Source organism: Pseudoalteromonas sp. SG44-1, assembly GCF_014164315.1.
Classification (GTDB): Bacteria; Pseudomonadota; Gammaproteobacteria; order Enterobacterales; family Alteromonadaceae; genus Pseudoalteromonas; species Pseudoalteromonas rhizosphaerae.
Genome location: NZ_JACJEW010000009.1, coordinates 93,119 through 115,640 on the forward strand (window position 1 = coordinate 93,119; position 22,522 = coordinate 115,640).

The 22,522-nt window shown below is 41.1% G+C and carries 17 protein-coding genes; 7 read left to right on the top strand and 10 right to left on the bottom strand.

Annotated features, from left to right (window positions below):
* Positions 1-18: 18 nt before the first annotated feature.
* Together H5187_RS06345 and H5187_RS06350 are read right to left on the bottom strand one after the other, a co-directional pair.
* Positions 19-258: a hypothetical protein gene (locus tag H5187_RS06345; protein WP_145238872.1), complete on the bottom strand. Its 240-nt coding sequence runs from the start codon at positions 256-258 to the stop codon at positions 19-21.
* Positions 259-386: 128 nt separating this feature from the next.
* Positions 387-641, bottom strand: a complete 255-nt coding sequence (locus H5187_RS06350) for a hypothetical protein (RefSeq protein WP_182717330.1) — start codon at positions 639-641, stop codon at positions 387-389.
* 305 nt (positions 642-946) lie between these two features.
* On the opposite strand from H5187_RS06350, the gene H5187_RS06355 reads away from it, so the two are divergent.
* From H5187_RS06355 to H5187_RS06370, 4 genes are all read left to right on the top strand, one after another.
* Positions 947-3,388, top strand: coding sequence for a M1 family metallopeptidase (locus H5187_RS06355; protein ID WP_182797653.1), 2,442 nt, complete (start codon positions 947-949; stop codon positions 3,386-3,388).
* On the top strand, positions 3,388-3,897 hold the full coding sequence (locus tag H5187_RS06360) for a DUF6702 family protein (RefSeq protein WP_182797654.1): 510 nt from the start codon (positions 3,388-3,390) through the stop codon (positions 3,895-3,897). The genes H5187_RS06355 and H5187_RS06360 overlap by 1 nt, the downstream gene beginning before the upstream one ends.
* 170 nt (positions 3,898-4,067) lie before the next feature.
* A complete protein-coding gene (locus tag H5187_RS06365) occupies positions 4,068-4,703 on the top strand; it encodes an HAD family hydrolase (RefSeq protein WP_182717332.1) in 636 nt (211 codons plus the stop codon).
* A gap of 167 nt (positions 4,704-4,870) precedes the next feature.
* A complete protein-coding gene (locus tag H5187_RS06370; protein ID WP_182761151.1) occupies positions 4,871-5,596 on the top strand; it encodes a YebC/PmpR family DNA-binding transcriptional regulator in 726 nt (241 codons plus the stop codon).
* Positions 5,597-5,801: 205 nt separating this feature from the next.
* Here H5187_RS06370 and H5187_RS06375 read toward each other — a convergent pair whose 3' ends face one another.
* Positions 5,802-7,979 carry a malate synthase G gene (locus H5187_RS06375; protein ID WP_182797655.1) on the bottom strand — a complete coding sequence of 726 codons (2,178 nt, stop codon included), beginning with the start codon at positions 7,977-7,979 and terminating at the stop codon, positions 5,802-5,804.
* Positions 7,980-8,235: 256 nt separating this feature from the next.
* Here H5187_RS06375 and H5187_RS06380 point away from each other — a divergent pair, with 256 nt between their 5' ends.
* Positions 8,236-9,837, top strand: a complete 1,602-nt coding sequence (locus tag H5187_RS06380) for an isocitrate lyase (protein ID WP_145238853.1) — start codon at positions 8,236-8,238, stop codon at positions 9,835-9,837.
* Between the two features lie 627 nt (positions 9,838-10,464).
* On the opposite strand, the gene H5187_RS06385 is transcribed toward H5187_RS06380, so the two are convergent.
* Both H5187_RS06385 and H5187_RS06390 read right to left on the bottom strand, forming a co-directional pair.
* A complete protein-coding gene (locus tag H5187_RS06385) occupies positions 10,465-12,489 on the bottom strand; it encodes a S9 family peptidase (RefSeq protein WP_182797656.1) in 2,025 nt (674 codons plus the stop codon).
* A 99-nt stretch (positions 12,490-12,588) separates the two neighbouring features.
* Entirely contained in the window at positions 12,589-13,308 is a 720-nt protein-coding gene (locus tag H5187_RS06390) for a 4'-phosphopantetheinyl transferase (RefSeq protein ID WP_182735471.1), read from the bottom strand.
* Between the two features lie 98 nt (positions 13,309-13,406).
* Between H5187_RS06390 and H5187_RS06395 the strand changes: the two genes are divergently transcribed.
* A complete protein-coding gene (locus H5187_RS06395) occupies positions 13,407-14,114 on the top strand; it encodes a WD40 repeat domain-containing protein (protein WP_182797657.1) in 708 nt (235 codons plus the stop codon).
* Positions 14,115-14,188: 74 nt separating this feature from the next.
* On the opposite strand, the gene H5187_RS06400 is transcribed toward H5187_RS06395, so the two are convergent.
* The 5 genes from H5187_RS06400 to H5187_RS06420 are packed head-to-tail and all read right to left on the bottom strand — an operon-like array spanning position 14,189 to position 19,273.
* A complete protein-coding gene (locus H5187_RS06400; RefSeq protein ID WP_182797658.1) occupies positions 14,189-15,046 on the bottom strand; it encodes an aminotransferase class IV in 858 nt (285 codons plus the stop codon).
* On the bottom strand, positions 15,046-15,912 hold the full coding sequence (locus H5187_RS06405) for a glutamate cyclase domain-containing protein (RefSeq protein WP_149980356.1): 867 nt from the start codon (positions 15,910-15,912) through the stop codon (positions 15,046-15,048). Before H5187_RS06405 ends, H5187_RS06400 begins: the two co-directional genes overlap by 1 nt.
* Complete coding sequence (locus tag H5187_RS06410) at positions 15,897-16,628, bottom strand: 5-oxoprolinase subunit PxpA (RefSeq protein ID WP_182797662.1); 732 nt, start codon at positions 16,626-16,628, stop codon at positions 15,897-15,899. The genes H5187_RS06405 and H5187_RS06410 overlap by 16 nt, the downstream gene beginning before the upstream one ends.
* Before the next feature lie 12 nt (positions 16,629-16,640).
* Positions 16,641-17,438, bottom strand: coding sequence for a putative hydro-lyase (locus tag H5187_RS06415; protein WP_149980357.1), 798 nt, complete (start codon positions 17,436-17,438; stop codon positions 16,641-16,643).
* A 17-nt stretch (positions 17,439-17,455) separates the two neighbouring features.
* Entirely contained in the window at positions 17,456-19,273 is a 1,818-nt protein-coding gene (locus H5187_RS06420) for a glycoside hydrolase family 3 protein (protein ID WP_182797659.1), read from the bottom strand.
* 374 nt (positions 19,274-19,647) lie between these two features.
* On the opposite strand from H5187_RS06420, the gene H5187_RS06425 reads away from it, so the two are divergent.
* Positions 19,648-22,512, top strand: a complete 2,865-nt coding sequence (locus H5187_RS06425; RefSeq protein WP_182797660.1) for an FAD-binding and (Fe-S)-binding domain-containing protein — start codon at positions 19,648-19,650, stop codon at positions 22,510-22,512.
* Positions 22,513-22,522: the final 10 nt, after the last annotated feature.

The following is a 22,522-nucleotide window of genomic DNA, read 5'->3' on the forward strand; positions in this document are numbered from 1 at the left end:
AGGGCACAAGCTGAATCTTTAACTTGTTAGGTTATACCAAGCAAAGATCACCATGGGTAAAGCTAACAATGCCAGCACTAATGGTACTTTGAGAGCTTTGGTTTGTTTGGCCTGCAGTACTTTTAACGCATTCGTTTCGTTACAGGCAGCTACTTTATCAATATAAAAATAACCTGAATCTAAATACTGTTTACAACTTTGTTCATCTGCTGGAATTGCAATTACTTCTTGTTGTTTTTTTAGGATATAAAAATCCATATGCCCACCGCATTTTACTAGTATGTTGAAACACTTTTGAGGAGAAAAGCGATGCTTTTAACCCCCTCAAATCAAAAAAGTGGGCGATTTTAAATACAAATGACTATAAAGGTCAACTAAAGAATTCATTATTTAGCCATTAATACAAAAATAGCCGAAATTAAGCTAAAAGTTATGCTTATAACCAACAAACTACTGCATAAAACAAGCCACTTTTTACGTTTTTTACTATGTTTTGGAAAGCGAGCGAGTGCGTCGTTTTTATCGCAAGCCGCAACGACTTCAACAAACTCAAAGCCCCGCTTTTGATATTCATTTAGTTGCTCAGTCTGAGCTGGAATTGCCGCAACACTATTATCTTTTTTTACAATGTAAAATTTCATCGGTTACTCCTGCAAGCTGTCAGCTAACTTATTCAATACTATGGTAAGAGGGTTTACTACTCATCGTTTAGGTTAACGTGTTTACAAACTGTAAAGCTAACTGTAATTGACTTGCATTAATTAAGCCTGAATTTCGTACAAAAGTTGCTGTAAACCCCCTTTACAATAATTGCCTTGTTGTTAATCATCAGTATTTAAGAATAAGTTATTTTTTACCCTATAAATGCGGCGGTTTATCGCTATTTCATTGAATATATCTCACTATTTTGACAAAGTATGCTTACGAAAAATTAACAGGATTAATTATGAAAAAAGCAGTTGTAACTTTAGGGGCTATATTTTTACCGTTAGCTCTCTCAAGTACTGTTATGGCTTCTGCAGTTGAGCAAACAAAAGGCAGTTATGTTGATAAGTTTCGCCAACTTGATGAAGTGCTGCCTACACCGAATGTTTATCGTAGTGCAGCAGGTGAGCCTGGTGAAAAATATTGGCAGCAGCATGTTAATTACGACATCGATGTAAAGCTTGATGAAAATGCACGTCGCTTAACAGCAAGTCAAACCATAGAGTATAAAAATAATTCACCGCACACACTCAAGTATTTATGGTTGCAACTCGATCAAAATATTTTTAAAAGCGACTCTATTGCAGAACGTACTGCTACATTTAACGGCTCTGCCCTACAGGGAGATCCACAACCAAAAGCAACTAAATTAAGTTTAAGTCAGTTACGTCGTCAACAATTTATGAGTGACAATGAACTTGGCTTTACAATTGCTAATGTTAAAGATGATAACGGTAAAGAATTAAAAGTCACAGTTGTTGATACACTAATGCGTATTGACTTAAATGAACCACTGAAACCAGGCAAAGACACTGAATTCAGCATGGACTTTGCTTTTAACATCGTCGAAGAAGATGCCGTTGGCGCTCGCTCTGGTTACGAGCATTTTGAAAAAGATGGCAACGACATATTCTTACTTGCTCAATGGTTTCCGCGTTTAGCTGCTTATACAGATTACGAAGCATGGACTAATAAAGCCTTTTTAGGCAGTGGAGAGTTTACGCTAGAATTTGGTGATTATGATGTTGAGATCACTGTTCCTGCCGATCATATCGTCTCTGCAACGGGTAAGCTTGATAATGCTAGTAGCGTGCTGACCCGTACTCAGCGAAACCGTTTAGAACAAGCCAAAAATACAAAGCGCCCAGTATTTATCGTTACTGAAGATGAAGCCTTAGAAAATGAAAAAGAAGGCACAGACAAGACCAAAACATGGCACTTTAAAGCTGAAAATGTGCGTGACTTTGCATGGGCGTCGTCGCGTAAATTTATGTGGGATGCAAAAGGTTATCAACAAGGCGGTAATGATCAGCCATTAGTGATGGCTATGTCATTTTTCCCCAAAGAAGGTGGCGATCTATGGAAGAAGTATTCGACCGAAGCAATCGTACATACAATGGAAGTTTATTCACGCTTTTCATTTGATTATCCATACCCTGTTGCGCAGTCAGTCAATGGTCCAGTAGGCGGTATGGAATATCCAATGATCACATTTAATGGCCCTCGAACTGAGTTACAGGATGACGGTTCGCGTACTTATTCACAAGCTGAAAAGCGCTTTTTAATTGGCGTGGTGATCCACGAGGTTGGTCATATTTATTTTCCTATGGTGGTGAACTCTGATGAGCGCCAATGGACTTGGATGGATGAAGGTTTAAACAGCTTTTTAGATGGTGTTGCTGGGCGTGAATGGGATCCAACTATTCCATGGGGGGTTGAACCACGTGACGTTGTTGCCTACATGAAGTCTGAAAATCAAGTGCCGGTAATGACTCAGTCAGACAGCGTACTGCGTTTAGGGCCTAATGCTTATACCAAACCTGCGGCCGCACTGAATATTTTGCGTGAAGTGATTTTAGGTCGTGAGCTGTTTGATTTTGCGTTTAAAGAGTACGCCCAGCGTTGGAAGTACAAGCGCCCTACCCCTGCTGATTTTTTCCGTACTATGGAAGAAGCATCAGGTGTTGATTTAGATTGGTTCTGGCGTGGCTGGTTCTATAGCACTGATCATGTTGATATCTCGCTCGATAAAGTCTATCAATTACGTTTAGATACTAAAAATCCTGATATAGATTTTAATCGCCTACGTGATATTGAAGCGGCTAAACCTATGCCACTATTTGTGGAACGCAATAAGGCTGAAGCTAAAAAGCTATGGGTTGAAGAAAACTCCGACGTAACTGATTTCTACGATGAAAACGACCGCTTCACTGTTACTAACAAAGAGCGCAACTCGTATAATAAATTCTTAAAAGGCTTAGAGCCATGGGAGCGTAAAGTACTCGATCGCGCAGTTGCAGAAGATAAAAACTATTACGTGCTTGAATTTTCGAATTTAGGCGGCCTAGTAATGCCAATTTTACTTGAGCTTAGCTATGAAGATGGTACTAAAGAAGAGCGTATGATCCCTGCCGAAATCTGGCGTCGCAACCACAAACATGTGCAAAAACTTATTATTACTGATAAGAACAAGCCTTTGGTATCAGTAACGGTTGACCCTCGTTGGGAAACTGCAGACGTAGATGTTGAAAATAATAACTACCCTCGTCGTATTATCCCTTCACGTATTGAAGTGTATAAAAAAGAGCAAAGTAAAGCCAAAGTCAGCCGCGATATCATGCACGATATTAAAACTGAGCTAAAAACAGGTGACGAAAAAGACAGCGATAAGGAGCAAGAATAATGCGTTTTATGCTTATTATTCTTGCTTTTATAGTTGCTATGCCAGCGATGGCGCATCAACTTAAAGCATCAGTAACTACAGTTTTATTTAATAAACGTACTAGTAATATTGAGCTAATGCATCGGTTTTATTTACATGATACCGAGCATGCTGTGGAGCATTTATTTGCCGGTGGTGCAGATATTATTAGTAATAAAGAAGATCAACAACGCTTTGTAGATTACATAGAATCACATGTTGCTTTACAAACACTAGATGGTGAGCCGCTAGTGTTGAAAGAAGTGGGTGCGCAAGTTGATGGTAAGTTTTTTTGGGTTTATCAAGAAGCGCCGATCCCAAAGGACATTAAAGGGATCCGTATGAGTCACGGCGCGCTGCGTGATTTATGGCCTGCGCAAGTGAATATGGTTAATGTTGAAGGTCAAGGCAAAGTGAAAACACTGCACTTTACCCAAGATGACACTTGGCTAGAAGCGCGCTTTGAACCAGCTAATACAGCGGTAGAGTAAACTAAGTAGGCAAATTTAAAAGTCCCCCAACCGACGCGCACAGTAGTTTTGTGCGCGTTTTTTATTAATTTTTATATTAAATACGAATATGTTCCTTTTCATATCTAATTGCGTAAACTATCTTAAAGTAAGTAATTTGGATGAAAATCAAATCATATACAAGGAGTGGTATGAATACGTATCAAAGTACAGTAGCTGGGGTTATTTTTGATTTAGATGGCACCTTAGTATCATCTGAACTTGATTTTACTCTTATCAAAGCTCAAGTCGGTTGCCCTGACGAGCATGATCTACTTAGTTTTATTGATGGCCTTCCGTCTCCTTACATGCGTGAGGAAGCAATGAATATTGTCCATCAGCATGAGCTTATTGATGCTCAACATGCAACGTTGTTACCCGGTGTAGCGCAAGCTATCGCGCGTTTAAAAGAGCAAGCAATACCAATGGCAATCGTGACACGTAATTACGACCGCGCTACTGCGCTGAAATTAAAAAATAATCCGTTGCCAATTCAAACTGTACTCACGCGTAGTGATGCCCCCCCTAAGCCAGATCCGAGTGCTTTGAATGCAATTGCAACGTTATGGGGAATAGATCAGCAACATATACTTTATGTTGGTGATTATCTTTATGATATCCAGGCTGCACATAATGCCAATATGCGTGCTTGTTTATATGCACCGAGTGATGTTCCTGCATATGCAGAACAAGCTGATTATATTCTGCACCATTTTTCTGAATTGCCTAAGTTAATAAATAATTTAGGGCAAACACGACAATCTCGACTTATAAATGCTTCAGTTTAAGTAGAATTTTAGTGTTATGTTAAATAGCGTGTTGTTTAACTTTTATAAGCGTAAGTACTGTTAAACGAAATGTCATAATTGTGATTTTGCAGTCATTTAATCACTAGCTCAATACTGCGCAAATTGTTAAAATGTTGCCAATATCGAGTTTCCAATAGAGGCATAAGATGGGCAGAGCATTTGAAGTACGTAAAAGCTCCATGGCGAAAACAGCCAATGCTAAAACCAAAGTTAATTCTAAGTACGGTAAAGAAATTTACGTAGCAGCAAAAAATGGTGAACCTGATCCAGAAGTAAACCAGTCGCTAAAACGCTTAATCGAACGCGCGAAGCGAGATCAAGTACCAGCACATGTCATCGAAAAAGCGATAGAAAAAGCTGCTGGCGGAGCTGGTGAAGATTATGCAACAGCCCGTTACGAAGGCTATGGCCCAGGTAACTGTATGGTGATTGTTGACTGTTTAACAGATAACCCAAATCGTACTATTAAAGATGTTCGCTTACCGTTTACTAAAACTGACTCAAAAATAGGTACACCAGGCTGTGTAGCACATATGTTTGATCATTTAGCTGTACTTGGTTTTAGTGGTGACGATGATGAAGTGGTACTTGAAGCTTTAATGATGGCTGATGTTGATGTAACCGATGTAGAAGTTGAAGATGGCAAAGTATCGGTTTTTGCTCCACATACCGAATATTACAAAGCAAAAACAGCATTAGAAGAGGCGTTTGCAGGTATTATTTTTGAAGTTGACGAAATCACCTTCGTGCCACAAGTGCATATAGAAATTACTGATGCCGATGTTATCGCTAATTTTGATAAATTTATTGCAATGTTGGAAGATTGTGACGACGTACAAAACGTTTATCATAACGCCACGGTAGTGAATTAGGCTGAAGTTATAAATTTAGCCAGTAGTAACACTAGTTTCGAGAAGATACAAAAGCGCATTTCATTGCTGGAATGTGCTTTTTTGTTGTTGATGGCTTATTTTTCTGAATGCTGATTATTCAGCAAAGTTATGGTTAAAGGATAATTTAAGCAAAAAAAACCAGCCCGAGGGCTGGCAATATGACACTAACAAACTCGAAGGGGAGTTATTGTTGCGCTTTATATTTTATACGAAACGCATGCAACAATGGTTCAGTATAACCACTGGGTTGTTTAACTCCTTCTAATACAAGGGCTAATGCCGCTTGATATGCAATACTTTGTGCTAAGCTTTGCACTGAATCAGCCATATTAACATAAGCCGGATCCTCTTCATTTTGGCTATCCACTACTTTTGCCATTTTCGCCATAGTAGTTTCTATTTGTGCTTGCGTGCATACCCCATGCTGCAACCAGTTAGCCATATGTTGGCTTGAAATACGCAGTGTAGCCCTATCTTCCATTAATCCTATATGGTTAATGTCAGGCACTTTAGAACAGCCTACACCTTGATCAATCCAACGTACTACATAACCTAAAATACCTTGAGCATTGTTATCCAGCTCTGCCTGAATATCTTCTTTGCTCAAACTATTAGGATCAACCATCAAAGGCGGAGTTAATAGTTCTGTTAAACTAGCTTGTTGACGCTGGGCAATCGCTTTTTGACAGGCAAACACATCAACGTCATGATAGTGCATAGCATGTAAGGTGGCTGCAGTAGGGGAGGGCACCCAGGCTGTATTAGCGCCTGCTTGCGGATGGGCAATTTTTTGCTCCATCATCAACGCCATTTTATCGGGCATTGGCCACATACCTTTGCCTATTTGTGCGCGACCACTTAACCCGGTTTGCAAACCGATATCGACATTTCTGTCTTCATAAGCATTGATCCAAGGTTGTTGTTTAATGGCTGCTTTTGGTAATACTACACCTGCTTGCATTGAGGTATGAATTTCATCACCTGTACGGTCTAAAAAGCCAGTATTGATAAATACCACACGTTGTTTAGCAGCATTAATACAGGCTTTTAAGTTCACCGATGTACGGCGCTCTTCATCCATAATGCCCATTTTGATGGTGTTTTTGGGTAACTGTAAAAGCTGTTCAATACGACTAAATAATGTATTGGTAAAAGCAACTTCTTCAGGACCATGCATTTTCGGTTTGACGATATTGATACTGGCTGCAGTTGAATTTTTTACCGGGCTATTGCCATTTAAGTCATGCAGTGCGGCAGTGACCGTGATCATTGCATCCATGATACCTTCAAATACGTCGCGGCCTTGGCTATCTTGAATCGCAGGGTTTGTCATTAAATGGCCAACATTACGCACAAACATCATACTACGCCCTTTTAGACTTAGCGGTTTCCCATCAATACCTGAATAACTGCGGTCTTTAGCGAGTGTACGCTCAATCGTTTTGCCATCTTTTGTGAATGACTCAGCGAGAGTTCCTTTCATTAAGCCTAACCAATTTTGATAAACTTGCACTTTATCTTCGCCGTCAACGGCGGCAACGGAGTCTTCACAATCCATAATGGTGGTAAGTGCAGCTTCGAGGAGGACGTCTTTTAAGCCCGCTTTGTCGGCTGCACCAATGCTATGATTATGATCTATTTGTAGCTCTATATGGAGGCCATGACTGAGTAATAAAATTGCACTGGGGTTTTGTGCTTCACCTTGAAAACCAATAAGTTGCGCTGGTTGTTTTAAGCCTGTTTGTGAGCTATCACGTAAGGTGATGATGAGCTGGCCATTAACTACCGAATAATTAGTACTTTCAATATGTGAGCCATTTTCAAGTGGTAACGCTTTATCTAAAAACTGCCTTGCGTAGGCCATTACTTTAAAACCGCGAACAGGATTATAGTTGCTGCCTTTTTCAGCGCCATCTTCTTCGCTAAGTACATCAGTGCCGTATAAGGCATCGTATAACGACCCCCAGCGTGCGTTAGCGGCATTAAGTGCAAAGCGTGCATTACTTACTGGCACAACCAGCTGAGGGCCAGCTGTGCGGGCTATTTCAGGCTCAACATTTTCTGTCTCAATGCAAAAATTATCGGGCTCAGGGACTAAATAACCAATGTCAGTTAAAAACTGTTGGTATTGCGCTGCATCCCAGTGTTTATTTGCTAGGTGATAGCTATCAATTTGGTGTTGTAGGTCTTCACGCTTGACTAATAATGCACGGTTAAGCGGACTAAGGTCATCAATAATTTCAGCAAATCCTTGCCAAAAGTGTTGTTCGCTAATACCTGTACCGGGTAGCAGTTGCTGGTTAACAAAATCGGCTAATTGGTTATCTACGGTTAATCCAAATTGGCTGTGAGAGAGTGTCATAATCGATATCCTTTTAAACGGTCGCGGTGCAATTGACTGCATGTGAGCAATCTTTTGTTAACCATAACCTAAAAATACGCAATAGGTGTTCTTTTAGCCATTCACTAAATATATAGCCAGCATAACAACTATAAATTTACTAAATCCGATAAATCGGCCTAATGTTGATTTAAGCGCTACAGAGCATTAACTCTTAGCCTCTCACACAACCATATAAATAAAATTTAGTTTTAACCCGTTCAGAGGATTTTTTATTATGACTACTTATCAACGTGAAACCGATACTTTAGCTACACTTTGTCAAGCACAAGGTAAAACATGGCAAGCAATTAATCCTGAATACGCAAGTCGTATGCGCTTGCAAAATCGTTTTCGTACGGGATTAGACATCGCCCAGTTTACAGCTGACATCATGCGTGAAGACATGGCTGCATATGATGCTGATACCAGCCAATACACACAATCGCTTGGTTGCTGGCATGGTTTTACTGCCCAACAAATGATGATGGCGATTAAACGTCACCAAAAAACCACTAAGCGTAGCTACGTATACCTAAGCGGTTGGATGGTTGCTGCGCTGCGCTCTGAGTTCGGCCCACTACCGGATCAAAGTATGCACGAAAAAACCTCAGTACCGGCGTTGATTGAAGAAATTTATACTTTCCTAAAACAAGCCGATGCTCGTGAACTTGACCATTTATTTAAAGACTTAGATAACGCCAAAGCAACTGGTGGTGATGTACAAGCGGTACTTGATAAAATAGATAACTTTGAAAGTCATGTGGTACCGATCATCGCAGATATTGATGCTGGTTTTGGTAATGAAGAAGCAACCTACTTACTCGCTAAAAAAATGATTGAAGCGGGGGCATGTGCTATCCAAATCGAAAACCAAGTTTCAGACGCGAAGCAATGTGGTCACCAAGCAGGTAAAGTAACTGTGCCACACGAAGACTTTTTAGCAAAAATTAACGCCGTGCGTTATGCCTTTTTAGAACTGGGTATTGATAACGGTATTATTGTCGCACGTACTGACTCACTTGGTGCCAGCTTGACCCAAAAAGTGCCGGTATCACAAACACCTGGCGACCTTGCTAGTCAGTACAATGCGTTTTTAGAAACCACACCAATTAACGGTGTTGAAGATTTAAATGAAGGTGATACGGCAATGAAGCTGAACGGCCAACTATGCAAGCCGACTCGCCTTGATAATGGTTTATACCAATTCCGCGAAGGCACAGAAAAAGACCGTGTTGTACTAGATTGTATTACCAGCTTGCAATCGGGTGCTGATTTACTGTGGATTGAAACTGAAAAACCACATGTAAAACAAATTGCTGAACTGGTTAATCGGGTTAAAGAGCAAGTTCCTGACGCTAAACTGGTTTATAACAATTCACCTTCTTTCAACTGGACATTGAAATTCCGCGAGCAAGTTTATCAACAGTGGTTAGACGAAGGTAAAGACTTATCTGCTTATCCAAGCATTGATGATAATAAGGCGCTAATGGCACCAGAGATGGATGCAACTGAACTTGCAGTCGCAGCAGATGAGTTAGTACAAAACTTCCAACGTGATGGCGCGCGCGAAGCTGGTATTTTCCACCACTTAATTACGCTACCGACCTATCACACGGCTGCATTGAGCACTGATATTCTGTCAGAAGGCTACTTTGGTGACTTAGGTATGCTGGCTTATGTACGTGATGTGCAGCGTCAAGAAATTCGCCGCGAACAAGCATCCGTTAAGCATCAAGACTTAGCAGGTTCTAACATGGGAGATACCCATAAAGAGTACTTCTCCGGTGAAAATGCGCTTAAAGCTGGCGGCGAAGCAAACACTATGAACCAGTTCTAACATAACAGTCCAACTCAACAATGTTACAAAGGGCCGCAAGGCCCTTTTTTTGATGCTAGCAATTACAGAGGATATACAGCTTTACACTTGCTAACTTTACCGCTCAGATCAGATTTTAACTAAGGCTTGGATCAGTATTTAACTAGCATCAGATTTATTTTCAATTTTTGGATCAGAGTTTAATCAAGTGAATTTTTTGGCGGTATTTTTTATCAATTTAGCGATTTAATCAGCTTTTAGCTCTTTGGAAAGGGGGGATTTTGATAAAAATGGCCGTTATTAGCCATTAATCAGAAAATATAAACCGATTTTTTACCAACTCTAACCGACTACAAACCACTTTTTTACCAACTTAAACGCCATAAACAGTGACTCAAACCGATTTTTTACTAACTCGATGACCAAAAAATGTCATAAACCGAAATTTTACTAACTCGATTTTTTACAAAGTCCGATACTTGTGTAAACTTTAGAATATGTGAATGAGCACTCACTTTTTGTAAAGGGGGTTTACAGGGGATTTGACTAGGGACAAATTAGCGAGAGTAAAAGTTGTTAAGGACCAAGCTACGGTTTCTAGCTTCACACTTGCAACTTGTTAACTTTACTCTCGCCGCTAACTAACTTCTATTTACTATGCTTATCAAACCACCATTGAATATAAGCTACTTTAGCCATCAAGTTTGACGGCCGTATTGTTATGCCATGTGATGCATCAGGAATACGAACCATTGCTGTATCAACTCCTTGTAGCTTTAATGCTTGATAGAATTGCTCGGTCTCAGAAATAGGAGTGCGGTAATCCGCTTCACCAGTGAGTAGCATGGTTGGTGTTTTAACATTACCAACATAGCTAATTGGCGAGCGTTTCATATAATGCTCAATATGATCCCATGGCTTACCTGGGAACCAGTAATCGGCAAAGAATGGGTAGAAGTCGGCAGTTAGTACAAAGCTGATCCAATTGATCACCGGCTTGGCAACAACAGCGGCGGCAAATCTGTCTGTATGGCCAACAATCCACGCCGTAAGTACACCGCCACCTGAGCCACCGGTTACAAACAGTTTTGACTGATCAATAAAACCTTTGCCAATAAGCGCATCAACGCCAGTCATTAAGTCATCAAAATCGTTACTAGGATAATTGTGATGAATAGTTTGCGCGAACTCCTTCCCGTATGAATCACTACCACGCGGGTTCATATATAAAACCACATTACCTTTAGCGGCAAATAATTGTATTTCAGCGCTAAAGTGTGGACCGTAGTTAGCGACAGGGCCGCCGTGTATTTCTAAAATAAGGGGATATTTTTTACTACTATCAAACCCAGGAGGGTAGGCGACCCAACCTTGAATTGGTAAGTCGTCATAACTTGATTTCAGCCAAATTTCTTCTACTTTTGCCAGCTGTTTATTACCAAGCGCGTCGTCATTTAATTTTGTTAAACGTTGTGTTTTACCATTTTTAACTATTGCTATATCAGCAGGACGTTGGGTATCAGCAAGCGTGATTGCCACATCACCATCGTCGCTTATATCAAAGTCACCACCAGAATAAGGGCGACCGAAGGAAACACTCCCTATTTTTTGTGTGATCACTTTTCGTTTGCCGCTACGTGGTTGATAAGCGAGTGCGGTTTGGCCTTCACTGGCGTAACTAAAATAAAGCCCTCTAGAATTATCAGCCCATTTAATTTGCTCGACACTGCGGTCAAAATCAGCGGTTAAACTTGTGGTATCACCCGATTTTAAATCGCGAATATATAGCTGGGTATTTTCATAATTGGTACGTTTATCATCATAACCGGTATAGGCAAGATAACGCCCATCTGGTGATATTTGCGGTTGCTGATCAGGACCTTCTCGGTCGGTAAGCGCTGTTATTTTTAGATCATTTAATGTCAGCTGATATATTTCAGAATTTGTTGGTTTGAGTTTAAAGTCAGCATGGCGATTAGCCGAAAAATAAAGGCTGTTACCATCTTCAGAAAAGCTAACTGGCCCGCCATGATCAAAGTCGCCAGAGGTTAACTGACGGGCATTACCGCCATTGGCATCAATAGTAAACAAATGACGAAAACCAGGCTTGGTATAACCGCCGCCATCGGCACGATAATATACGTCATCAATAAATTTAGCAGGCTCTGCCCAGCTGGCACCTTCAGGCTTGCCTGGTAAGTTAATAGGAGAACTAACTTTACTCGGTACAAATTGGCTAAACAGTAATTGCCGACCATTAGGTGACCACTGCAAACTTGCAGGGCTTTGAGTAAGATTACTAATTTTTGCAACAGCGCCTGTTTTTAGCCATTTTACATAAATTTGGCTACTGCCATCACGAGTTGAAATAAACGCTAAACGTGATTGGTCTGGCGACAAGACAGGGGAGTAATCCATATGTACACCCGATGTAAGCGGTTGTAATTGCTTTGAACTACTGTCGACAGACCAAATATTACTAACTTTACTATCTGATTTAATGTCCATCCGATTTCGAACAAAGTAGACGGTTTTACCGTCGTTAGTCATTTCAATTTGATTGGCATATTCAAGGTCGAATACATTTTCTAGTTGAAAAGTTTGCAGGTTATCATTGGCTAATACTGAAAAACACAGCGAGGTTAGGAGGGCTGCGGGGGCAATCAATTTCATTTTAATTCCTTGTTATTAATTATCGCACCTAACCGTTATAGAATAACAAAACCCAAAGGTACACCATCATGCGATGAATACCTGATTGATTATTAGTGGCTACTTGCCGACATTAGTATTTTTGAGTGGTTGAGCTGCGATAGTAAATTCACACTCGGTGAGTACTACACTTTTATTACATTGATAGAAAACGGTTACGTAAGTGTCTTGAGGCACTTGCTCTGCGAGCGTTTTAGTAATTTTAAACTGCAATTGTTGCTGATTAAAAGCAATTAGCTGTGCAGCTTCAAAACCAAAAAATTGCTTTACGCTTGGATATAGTGCTTTAAAAATACTTTCTTTTGCTGAAAAAATGACGGTTAATGGATGTGAAAGCTGCCCAGCCAATCGCCTAAACAGTGGATATTCATCAGGATGCAAAATTTGCTTTTGTAGCTCTAGCTCTTGTTTGGCACTCATTAGTTGCTCTATATCAATACCAATTCCAGCGATATCAGTGTGCTGACATGCTATAGCCATTGCGATCCCTTGCGTGTGGGTAATGCTACCAATAATGTTTTTAGGCCATATGGGCGCGCGATCGGGGCCTGAGATAATATCAAAACAGGGGATATTGAGGGCGGTTAACACCTGTTTTGCGCAAAAACGGCCGGCGAGGTATTCAGCTCTTCGTTTAACAACAGCCTTTTGTAGTTGTTGCGGTAACACAATCTGATAATTTAAAAAGTCACTGTCAATAAAACTGCTACTGTCAAACTCACAACAATAACTATTATGACTAAGTTGTGGGCTCAGTTTAGTATAAAGAGAAAAATCCATAACATTTTGCTGTTTTGTTTAGTGTCATTAGTAAGACTTTGATAATACGCTAATAACTTCATAAATAAAGTAAAGGCTATGACTATTTAAGCTGAGCTTTGGTTAAGAGATTTACTAACATATTTATTTTAGCATTAATATTATTTTCAGTTGCAAATGGTCAACTACTGGGTAGTTGGTCAACAGGGAAAAACATTGCTCGTGATATTGCAATATCAGCAAACGGTCAGTTAATAGTGGTAGGCTATCGTAGCGGTGAAGCTGATGTGATCAACTCTCTAACGAAGCAAAATACGCTATTTCAAGTTCATCGCCTTGATATTAATTCTGTAGCACTATCTGCCGATGGACAAACAGCATTAAGCGGTTCAAGCGATAAGTTTAGTTATTTATGGTCAACGAAAGATGGCACTATTTTAAAAGAGTTCAAATTAGCGACTCGTGTTAATCATGTTAGTATAAACGAAAATGCAAGTTTAGGTTTTGCGATAGATTCTGTTGATGATCGTATATTTCTTGATTTAAACACCGGTATTAAAAAAGCTGAGCTAAATATATTTACTAATTTTATAGAGTTTAACCACTCGCGGTTTGTAAATGATGATAAATGGTTTTTAACCGGCTCACCGAAAAGCACGATACAATTATGGCGTGTAAAAGATGGTACATTATTGGCTGAGTATAAAGCGACACAACAGCGCATTCGTGGCTCAGTTTTAGCTGTAGCGTATGATAAAGAAAATAAAACAATTGTCAGCGAAAGCAGTGATGGAGTACTAGAAGTTTGGCCGTATCAGCCTAAGTAAGCGAAAACTTAATTGGATTTTAAAAGCCGTGTTTACTTAACAAACCCGGCTTTTATAATTACCGCTTAGCGCTATTAATAATCAAACTTATGTTCAGTAAATAAGCTCTGTACTTGTTGCCATATTTTCCCTGGTTTGCCATCAGCGACCAGTTGACCGTTGAGTTTTACCACTGGGCCAACTTCTTTTGTGGCACTGGTGATCCACACTTCATCGGCTGCAAATAGTTCCTGCTTAGTAATAATACGTTCTTGAACTTTAAAGTCACTGTAGCTGTGTAATATCGTTAAAATTAACCAGCGAGTGATACCCGGTAAAATTTGGTTATCCAATGGGGGTGTGCTGATCACGCCATCTTTAACAATAAACACATTACTTGAGCTTGCTTCGGTAAGCTCATCTAAGCGATTGTATAAAATGGTTTCTTTATTGCCAGCCGCCGCACCATGCTGGTAATGAATCACGTTGCCGAGTAATGCGGTTGACTTGATGTGGCAACGCTGCCAGCGCTTATCTTGCTCAACGGATACAGTATAAGTCGTGGCGTTGTCGATATCACTAACGGGTTGTGCTGGAATTTCAAAGGCGTAGGCAAATACCGTAGGCGTAATACCACTCGGGTATGCATGAGCACGCTTAGTATCAGCGCCACGGCTAACGTGCAAATAAATACCAAGGTTTTCGCCGTGATTTTTCTCACACAGCTGCTGACAGATTTCACGCCATGTATCAGCTGTATAATCGAGTACAATTTCCAGTTCATTTAAACCATTTTTCATGCGTTCAATATGCGCTGCAAAGCCAAGCATGTTGCCATTATAGGCAGGGATCACTTCGTAAATACCATCGCCAAATAAAAAGCCTCTGTCCATTGGCGATATTTTTGCGTGCTCTGCGTTCATATAGTCGCCGTTTAAATACACCGTACTCATTATAAATCCTCATTCTGATTGGCAACACCGCTAAGCTGACGTAGTCTTGCGATGAGTTGTTGGCCATGCATAGCATGTAAGCCATCTTCGGTTAATTCGTTTTTGTGAGTAACGCCATCTACACTGCCACGTTCACTCAAATATTGCAGGATTGCTAAAGTATCGACTTCTGCGAGTAAGTCTTGGCTATGCCAGCGGCTTAAAAACGCAATAATGCCGTAAGCTGCCCAGTTTGATACATCCGCTAACAGCAGTTCATCGCAGCAAGTAAGGCACGGCATAATGCTCAGCTCGGTCATATATTGTGATAAATTGCCCATCCCTATTTCGTTACCGCCATCACCAATAGCTACAGTTGGGCAGGAGGCTTGGCTGACAAAAAAATCAAAACAACCACAATCAGCCGAAATATCAATACCACGCATATTGTAATATTTATTGCCGTGACACAGCCCGGGGCGCTCGATAGACAATACGCAATCTGGTTTTAACTCAGCCAACGCAGCTTTGCTAAAAGCCATTGCATCAGTAAAATTATTCAGTGGCAATTCAAAACAGTTAAATTCATTTTTCAGTGCACTGTAAAGGGGGTTTCCACAGACTAAAATAGGATTTTTACCTAGCGTAATTAAAGCATTGTATAAAGCAATGGCGCCAACAGGGCCATCGGTTTCAAAGGTTTGCTTGACGGCAAAACCGGTACCAATGAGTACCGTACTTTTGGCATCAAATAACGACTTTGCAGCGCGCAGATAAGTCCCTGTCTGTTGATAGGCATAGAGATTTTGCATACCACGTAGGTTTTGTTCTACCATCATGGTTTCGATTGCTTGACTTAATTGTTCATCACTTAACGAGTGTGGCATAACGCTTTGATCTCTTGAATTAGGGCAATGCCTGCTGCGTTATCGCCATGCACACATAAACTGTCGGCGTGTAAAGGCAGTTGGTTGCCCGATTGTGTGGTTACGCAGCCGGTGGCGAGTAACTGTTTAACTTGCGCTATTAGCACAGGTTTATCATGCACACTACCAGCAATTTTCCGTGATACTAATTGACCGTCATCGGTATATTGGCGATCAGCAAATGCTTCTAAAATTAATTCAAGGTGATATTGTTGAGCAAGTTGTTGATGTTGCTCTGCTTTCGCAGTGGCGAGAAGCATTAGTTTTAAAGGGCTCGGGTAACTGGCAACAGCTTGCATCACCGTGGTCAAAATTGTTTTATCGGCCATCATATCGTTATATAACGCGCCATGTGGCTTCACATACTCTAAAGTGAGGCCTTGTACTCTTGCCATACCTTCAATTGCGGCTATTTGATAATGCAGGCAATTGCTTAGCTCTTGTGGTGTTAATGCCATGGAGCGACGCCCAAAGCCCTGTTTATCAGGATAGCTGGGGTGCGCGCCTATAATGACATCATGTTGTTTAGCAAGCATCAGGGTGCGTGCTAGAACATCACTATCACCGCCATGAAAACCACAAGCAATATTAGCCATATCAATATGCGGCATTACCTCTTCATCAAGGCCCATTTGCCATGCACCAAAGCTTTCCCCTAAATCACAATTGAGCTTCATCATTATTCCCGTTTAAAAAGCCGAGATATGGGCGTTTTGAATGTCGGTGATCAGCATATGACCTGGGCTATGTGTAATGCAAAAATCAGGCGCAGCATTAGCTATGGCTACTTGCGGCGTGACACCACAGGCCCAAAATACCGGTACTTCACCGTCTTTAATGGTGACAGATTCACCAAAGTTAGGGCGATTAATATCTTTAATACCTATTGCAGCTGGATCCCCAAAGTGAACTGGCGCTCCATGCACATCTGGAAAGCGGCTACATATTTGGATTGCCCGAATCGCATCTGCCGGCTTCATCGGTCGCATACTAACGACCATGTTAGCATGAAATATACCGGCGCTTTCGCAAGGAATATTAGTCATGTACATAGGTACATTTTTATTTTCCGTAATATTACGTATTTCTAGGCCCGCCAACTTTAACGACTCTTCAAATGAAAACGAGCAACCAATTAAAAAAGTGACCAAGTCGTCGCGCCATTGCTCTTTGATATTCGTTACTTCTTCAATCAATTGGCCATTTTTAAAAATACGATAGCGAGGTATGTCAGTCCTAATATCTAAATCATGCGCAACATTTGGAATGCTGGTAGCTCCAGGCGTGCGGCTACTTGCTACAATTGGGCACGCTTTTTTGTTTGCTTGGCAAAATTGTAAAAAATCAAACGCATAGCGCTGGGGCAAAATCACTAAATTAGCCTGTACAAAGCCGGGAACAAAGCCCGATGTACTACCGGTATAATCTTCATTCCTGATCATATTACGAATAGCGTAAGGCGTAGTAAGTGATGCGTTATGTTGCATAGTATCCTCGTAAACTTTTAGTTGTTGTTAATGCCACTGACGGTAACAGGCAAAGTACCTTGCGCTGGCTTTTTACCAACTAGTACTTTTGCAAGAGCAGTAAAAGCTGGCCCTGCTACTTTAACATCATTATCTACATCTATGTTATACGCATAAGTTGCTAAAATTGCATCCGCATATTGGCCAAATGTGGCAATATCGTATGGTGCTCGTAAACTAACAAAAACGGTTTTCTTATCAGCTTGTTGCGCTTGCTGAAGCAGTTTTTCAAGTGCCGGACCTTGCGCCGATTTTGCAATTGCAAATGCAGGGTTATCAGCAAGGTCATCCATGCCGCCAATTTCTACCGCGCTTTGGTTTGGTGATGCATTGCCTGCAATGATGATATCCGCTTCATTGATTGCTTTTAACGTCGCTGTGGGCTCAAAGCCTTGTAAACTGGTGCAGCTAAATGCAAGTGGTTGTTGAGTATTTTCTGTAATTGCCTGTTGTAGCGCCAAACACTTGCGGGTATCAGGCATGATGATATGTACTTTACTATTTGTCGTCAGTTTAATCGGTAAAGTGTGCTGGTCATTTTTAACTTGGGTAATGGCGGCAAGAGCCAGCTCTGCTTCGATTTTGCGATGATTATCATCACCGAGAATAAGTTGTGCTTTTTGCATTGCTAACGATTCGTCAAGCTCTGTGGTCAGTTTAAATTTACTTTTTAAATTGATGATGCGTTGAGCAGAGATAGCGACTTCGTCGGCTTGTAAATTACCTTTTTCAACTTCGCTCACTAAGCGGCTGATCAGTTTATCTAATACGACTAAATCTTTTGGACTACGAATTTCAATTGGCATCAAAGCAATATCAACCCCGGCAGCAAAGGTATTTACAACGGCTTCAATTGGTTCGAAAAAGTGGCTAATACCAGCCATATCTAGCGCATCGGTGATCACTACACCTTGATAGCCCATTTCATCGCGTAATAATTCGCTGATGATTTTATGCGACATCGTCGCAGGTTTGATCATGGTTTTGCCATCTTTACTAACAAATGTGCTGCTATCCAGTGCTGGGTACTGAATATGCGCAGTCATGATCATGCCAGGGTTTTGCTTTTTAATAATAGTTTGAAACGGAGGTAAATCTTTTTCCCAGATAGTTTCTTTATCGTGCATTACTTTTGGCAAGCCGGTGTGGCTATCAACGTTTGTATCACCATGGCCTGGAAAGTGTTTCAGTGAGGTAATTACGCCATTACCTTCAAAGCCAGCAACTTGTGCGCCACCTAAAATACTCACAAGTGTTGGATCTTCACCGTATGAGCGCACATTAATAACCGGGTTATCAGGGTTCATGTTTACATCAACAGTTGGTGCATAGTTAACATTCACACCAATGGCTTTTAATTCATCAGCAATCACCTGTGCAGATTGTGTAGCAAACTTGGTGCCGTGAACCGCATAACTTGCGCCAATCGACATATTACCAGTAAATGAAGTGGCAATATCACGAGGAATACGTGCAACACGTCCGCCTTCTTGGTCAATTGAAATAAATAAAGGTGCGCCTAAGCTCGACTTTGCCGCAGCTTGTTGCATAGCATTATTTAATTTAACGATTTGCGCAATATTATCGATATTTTCAGCAAATAAGATCACCCCACCAATATTATGTTTAGTGATCACCTTGGCTAAATCTGCAGGTAATTCAGTGACTGCATTACGGCATTTTTGCTCAGGTGTGTTCTCGCTGTCTTGCTCACAATAATAACGAAAATCGAGCATCAGCTTTTGGCCAAGCTGTTGCTCAAGGGTTAAATTGGTCGCTGCAAAGGTCGATTTCATTGGTAATAAACACCCTAGTCCAAAGAGAATTGATGATATGGCAAACTTATTTAACACAGTAGGCTCCAAAGCTGAATTGCTTATTTTATTTATGAATATTTTATTCCTGATGGTAATGCCATTTTGGATTAAAATACAACATATTTTTGTCACATTAACGTTTTTTTTGCAGAACTGCAAAAACCACCGACGAATCACATGCTTGCCTGATCATTACATAAATATTAAGAGTTAATAGTTATTTAGATGAAAAAAAATAATATTAGACGAGCTTTTATTAATGGTAATTCGCTCTTATTTCAAGTAATAATATATTCCATAATGCTTGGTGGGTCGCCAAGCGAGTAAATTAACAGAACGCAAAGGGGCAAATAATGGCAACAGCACTGACACTATTTCAACAACAACTCAGTGATAAGCTGCCTGCCTCGGCGTTTATTGAAGATTACCCTAGGCGCTATGCTTTTGGCACTGATGCCAGCTTTTATCGTTTAGTGCCGCAATTAATAGTACTGGTTGCTGATCAGCAACAAGCGCAACAGGTCATCAGTGCCGCTGCAACATATAAAGTTGCCATTACTTTTCGTGCCGCCGGTACTAGCCTATCAGGCCAAGCAATTACAGATTCTGTATTAGTGCTGCTTAGTGATTGCTGGTCTGGTTATCAAATTGAAGATAACGGCGCTGCCATTCGGTTAGAGCCAGCTATTATTGGTGCTCGTGCCAATGCCGTACTTGCGCCTTTTGGCCGTAAAATTGGCCCTGATCCCGCTTCAATCAATAGTTGTAAAATCGCTGGCATGGCAGCCAACAATTCATCAGGTATGTGCTGTGGCGTGGCACAAAATAGTTACCATACAGTAAAGGACATGACCTTAATCTTCGCTGACGGTACAGTGCTTGATACACGCAGTGAGCAAAGCCGTTCTAAATTTTTACATAGCCATCAACCGTTTATTAACGATATCACTGCGCTTGCCCAGCAGGTTACAAATAATCCTGAGTTGGCACAGCGTATCGCTCATAAATACCGCTTAAAAAATACCACGGGTTATGGTTTAAACGCGCTAATTGATTACACTGATCCGATTGAGATCATTAAGCATTTAATGATTGGCTCTGAAGGTACGCTGGGGTTTATTGCTGATATTACTTACCACACGGTGATTGATCATGCTCATAAAAGCTCAGCGTTTATTATTTTTGATGATATAAGCCAAGTCTGTGAATTAGTAAAGCAGCTAGCAACGCTTGATGTAGCGGCGGTTGAGTTATTGGATAAGCGCTCGCTCCTGTGCGTCGCGCATCATGACATCATGCCTAAAGATGTTCATAACTACCCAGCAGATAGTGCAGCATTATTAATCGAAGTACGTGCAGAAGACGCAACAAAATTAGTTAATTTACAACAACAAGTGGATCAGCTTGTCGCACATTTTAGCGCCCATCAATTAGCGATTATGGCGTTTTCAACAGATGCTAAGCGCAATGCATCATTATGGAATATTCGTAAAGGTACGTTCCCGGCAGTCGGTGCAGTGCGCGAAAATGGCACCACTGTGATCATTGAAGACGTGGCTTTTGAGCTGGATGTATTAGCTCAGGGTGTTAAAGCTCTGCATCAATTATTTGATAAATACAGTTACGATGAAGCGATTATTTTTGGCCATGCCTTAGCGGGTAATTTGCATTTTGTATTTACCCAAGCGTTCGATACACCAGCGCAAGTAGCGCGTTATGAGCAATTTATGCGGGACGTGTCGCAACTGGTGGCGGTTGAACTTAATGGCTCATTAAAAGCTGAGCATGGTACTGGGCGAAATATGGCGCCGTTTGTGGCAACTGAATGGGGCACTGATGGCTTTGCTGTGATGCAGCGTATTAAACAATTGTTTGATAAAGACCACATTTTAAACCCAGGAGTGATCATCAATACCGATGAAAACTGCCATATTCAGCATTTAAAAACCATGCCTAGCAGCGACGATATAATCGACAAATGTATTGAGTGTGGTTTTTGCGAAACCGTATGCCCATCAAAAGGACTCACCTTAACGCCGCGCCAACGTATTACGCTGTGGCGACGTCGCACTGAATTGGTTAATCAACTTAGTAACACCGGTGATATTAGCGAAAAACAGCACATTAATCGTCAGCTCAGCAGTATCGAAAAAGATTTTCAATATTTAGGTATTGATAGCTGTGCAGCAACCGGGCTGTGTGGCATGAAATGCCCCGTCGGTATTAACACCGGTGAATTTATAAAATCCCTGAGGGCAAAAAAGCAACTCAATGCAAAAATGGCGCCGCGCATAGCCAGTTTTGCGGTCAAACATTTTGCGGTATTAGCAAATACAGCACGCTTTGGTTTAACCAGTATGGCGATGGTGCGAAACATCATTGGTGCACAGGCACTGCGTACTTTAACCAAACCTACTAATAAGCTGATTGGCACCCCACTTTATTATTCAGCGTGGCCAAGGGGGGAGCAGCCAATTAATCACAGCATAGTACAGGCACAACAGCCTGATAAAGTGGTTTATCTTCCCAGTTGTGCCAGCAGGGTGTTTGCAGCCGATGAGCAAGCGGATGATCGCCGCTCAATTATGCAAGTTATGCATAGCCTCGCGACTAAAGCGGGAATTGAACTGTTACTGCCGATGCAAATTAATGAGCTATGTTGTGGCATGCCCTTTGCGAGTAAAGGTTTACCTGAACAGGCAAAAAGTAAAGCTGAGCAGTTACTCGATATCGCGCAGCAGGTGTCTGAAAATGGTCGTTATCCGATTATTTTTGACGCCAGTCCATGTGCATTAACAAGCAATGAAGCAGCGCAACAGCGCGGTTTAACAGTACTCGAAAGCGCTGAGTTTGCTTATCAATATTTATTGCCTAAGTTGACCATCACAGCCCAACCCGAGCCGGTTATGTTACATGTTACCTGTAGTAGCAAACGCCGTGGCAGTGAACAACAACTTGTTGCCGTAGCTAAAGCATGCAGTAACGAAGTGATTATTCCAGCTGATATTGAATGTTGTGGCTTTGCCGGCGATAAGGGCTTTAACTTGCCAGAGCTAAATGCTAATGCATTAAAAACGCTGCGTAACCAAGTGCCTCAAAATTGCAGTAGCGGTATTTCTAATAGCCGCAGTTGTGAAATTGGCTTAACTCAGCACAGTGGTATTAACTACCAATCTGTGCTGTATTTATTAGATAAAGTGAGTCAAGCAGCCTCTTGATGAGGCTTAG

What these genes read in the sequence shown, in the direction of transcription:
- H5187_RS06375 (WP_182797655.1), bottom strand. Translation starts at nt 7,979, where the DNA reads ATGACACTCTCTCACAGCCAATTTGGATTAACCGTAGATAACCAATTA.
- H5187_RS06410 (WP_182797662.1), bottom strand. Translation starts at nt 16,628, where the DNA reads ATGAAGCTCAATTGTGATTTAGGGGAAAGCTTTGGTGCATGGCAAATG.
- H5187_RS06345 (WP_145238872.1), bottom strand. Translation starts at nt 258, where the DNA reads ATGGATTTTTATATCCTAAAAAAACAACAAGAAGTAATTGCAATTCCA.
- H5187_RS06370 (WP_182761151.1), top strand. Translation starts at nt 4,871, where the DNA reads ATGGGCAGAGCATTTGAAGTACGTAAAAGCTCCATGGCGAAAACAGCC.
- H5187_RS06380 (WP_145238853.1), top strand. Translation starts at nt 8,236, where the DNA reads ATGACTACTTATCAACGTGAAACCGATACTTTAGCTACACTTTGTCAA.
- H5187_RS06355 (WP_182797653.1), top strand. Translation starts at nt 947, where the DNA reads ATGAAAAAAGCAGTTGTAACTTTAGGGGCTATATTTTTACCGTTAGCT.
- H5187_RS06400 (WP_182797658.1), bottom strand. Translation starts at nt 15,046, where the DNA reads ATGAGTACGGTGTATTTAAACGGCGACTATATGAACGCAGAGCACGCA.
- H5187_RS06415 (WP_149980357.1), bottom strand. Translation starts at nt 17,438, where the DNA reads ATGCAACATAACGCATCACTTACTACGCCTTACGCTATTCGTAATATG.
- H5187_RS06420 (WP_182797659.1), bottom strand. Translation starts at nt 19,273, where the DNA reads ATGAAATCGACCTTTGCAGCGACCAATTTAACCCTTGAGCAACAGCTT.
- H5187_RS06350 (WP_182717330.1), bottom strand. Translation starts at nt 641, where the DNA reads ATGAAATTTTACATTGTAAAAAAAGATAATAGTGTTGCGGCAATTCCA.
- H5187_RS06390 (WP_182735471.1), bottom strand. Translation starts at nt 13,308, where the DNA reads ATGGATTTTTCTCTTTATACTAAACTGAGCCCACAACTTAGTCATAAT.
- H5187_RS06365 (WP_182717332.1), top strand. Translation starts at nt 4,068, where the DNA reads ATGAATACGTATCAAAGTACAGTAGCTGGGGTTATTTTTGATTTAGAT.
- H5187_RS06405 (WP_149980356.1), bottom strand. Translation starts at nt 15,912, where the DNA reads ATGCCACACTCGTTAAGTGATGAACAATTAAGTCAAGCAATCGAAACC.
- H5187_RS06360 (WP_182797654.1), top strand. Translation starts at nt 3,388, where the DNA reads ATGCGTTTTATGCTTATTATTCTTGCTTTTATAGTTGCTATGCCAGCG.
- H5187_RS06385 (WP_182797656.1), bottom strand. Translation starts at nt 12,489, where the DNA reads ATGAAATTGATTGCCCCCGCAGCCCTCCTAACCTCGCTGTGTTTTTCA.
- H5187_RS06425 (WP_182797660.1), top strand. Translation starts at nt 19,648, where the DNA reads ATGGCAACAGCACTGACACTATTTCAACAACAACTCAGTGATAAGCTG.